Origin of the sequence: Oribacterium sp. C9, assembly GCF_002007235.1 — a bacterium.
Lineage (GTDB): Bacteria > Bacillota > Clostridia > Lachnospirales > Lachnospiraceae > Oribacterium.
On the sequence record NZ_MUHW01000065.1, the window covers coordinates 1 to 1,488 of the forward strand.

General features: G+C 40.4%; 1 protein-coding gene and 1 pseudogene. Both read left to right on the plus strand.

Features of this window, described 5'->3' with window-relative positions; genetic code table 11:
* Positions 1-418, plus strand: a 418-nt coding sequence (locus BXO88_RS16770; protein WP_139355513.1) for an IS3 family transposase, incomplete at its 5' end; no start/stop codon positions are given.
* 576 nt (positions 419-994) lie between these two features.
* Positions 995-1,488: pseudogene (locus BXO88_RS16155) on the plus strand (hypothetical protein); the annotation flags it as partial.

Genomic DNA, 1,488 nt, shown 5'->3' on the forward strand with positions numbered 1-1,488 from the left:
ATCATTAGAAGTAGATTTTGTCCTGGAAACAGTAAATACAATGATAGAAAAGCATGGTGTTGCGCTAACAACTGAAACCATAATCCATAGTGACCAAGGCTGTCACTACACAAGCTGCAGCTTCATTCAACTTGTAAAAGACAAAGGGTTACGCCAGTCTATGTCAAGAAGAGGCAATTGTTGGGACAATGCTCCACAGGAAAGCTTTTTCGGAAGGATGAAAGACCACATAAAATCCAAGCTTAAGAACTGCACTACTTTTGAGGAAGTTAAAGCAATAATAGATGATTGGATGGATTATTATAACAACGATAGATATCAGTGGAGATTAGCAAAGCTATCTCCTAATGAATACTATGAATACATAACATCAGGAGTATATCCTTTAAAGGATGTTATACCTTCAAAAAGATATTGAGAAGAAGGTAATTTAATAAAATATAGACATCTGCTAGACTGATTTTTCTCAAATCCCTTCTTCTTACTTTGTCCTTGACAAGGGGTACACTTTAAGAGCATTGGTGGAAGAGATGCTCCGGTCCGGCATGACACCGCAGGATATATCGAATCGCTGCAAGCTCTCGCTGGATTATGTTTTGGGAATTCAAGGAGATATATCTGTAAGAGAGTAGATTTACGGGATTTTTAACTTTGGCAGTGTAAGACGTAGTACTGAGGTTTGAAGTACAAAATAATCTATATTTGGGAATCCTAAGTTCTTGATGGAGTTCCCGAGCGGATTGAGGGGCAGACTTGAGTGTCTGCCTCTTTAATAATTTCAAAAGGACCGTGTCCTTGACTTGATGTCGAGGAGATGGTCTTTTTGTTTTGCCAAACAATTGTTTTCGTAAACATTGACATGAGACGTATCAGCACTTATAATAGATACAGAACATATGTTTCTACATACTTTTTTAATTAATTGCAATTGGCGTGGTTGGTATATAATTAAGGCGAGAAGTTCATGTCTTACTCGCTTTTTGTAGGAGCGGATATGGAACGTTTATCACAACTTGGGAAAGCAATTGTTGCGACTGATCAGGATAAGATACGGCTCGATCAGACCGTGAAGAACATACTGGCGTATAAGCCTTTACTGGCGAGGATTTTTAAAGAGGTGGTGTCTGAGTGCCGCGAAATGAGTTATGATGAAATCGAAGCCTGCATCGAGGGAGAAGTCCTGATAGGAAAGGTTTATGTCGATAGCGGGCTTACAAACGTGGGCGAACGCATTACCGGGCTAAGTACTGAGGCTTATCTGAATGAAGAAGGGCTTGATAGATTTGATATCAGGACGTATCTTAGACTGCCCGGGCATCGGGATGAGGAATATATAAAGCTCATCATAAACTTAGAAGCTCAGAATGATGACAAACCGGGATATGATATTCCTCTCAGGGCGCTGTTTTATTGCTGCCGTATGATATCCGCGCAGCAGGGTGTTGAGTTTACAACGGCCAGTGATGATCCGGTGAAGTACGGGAATAT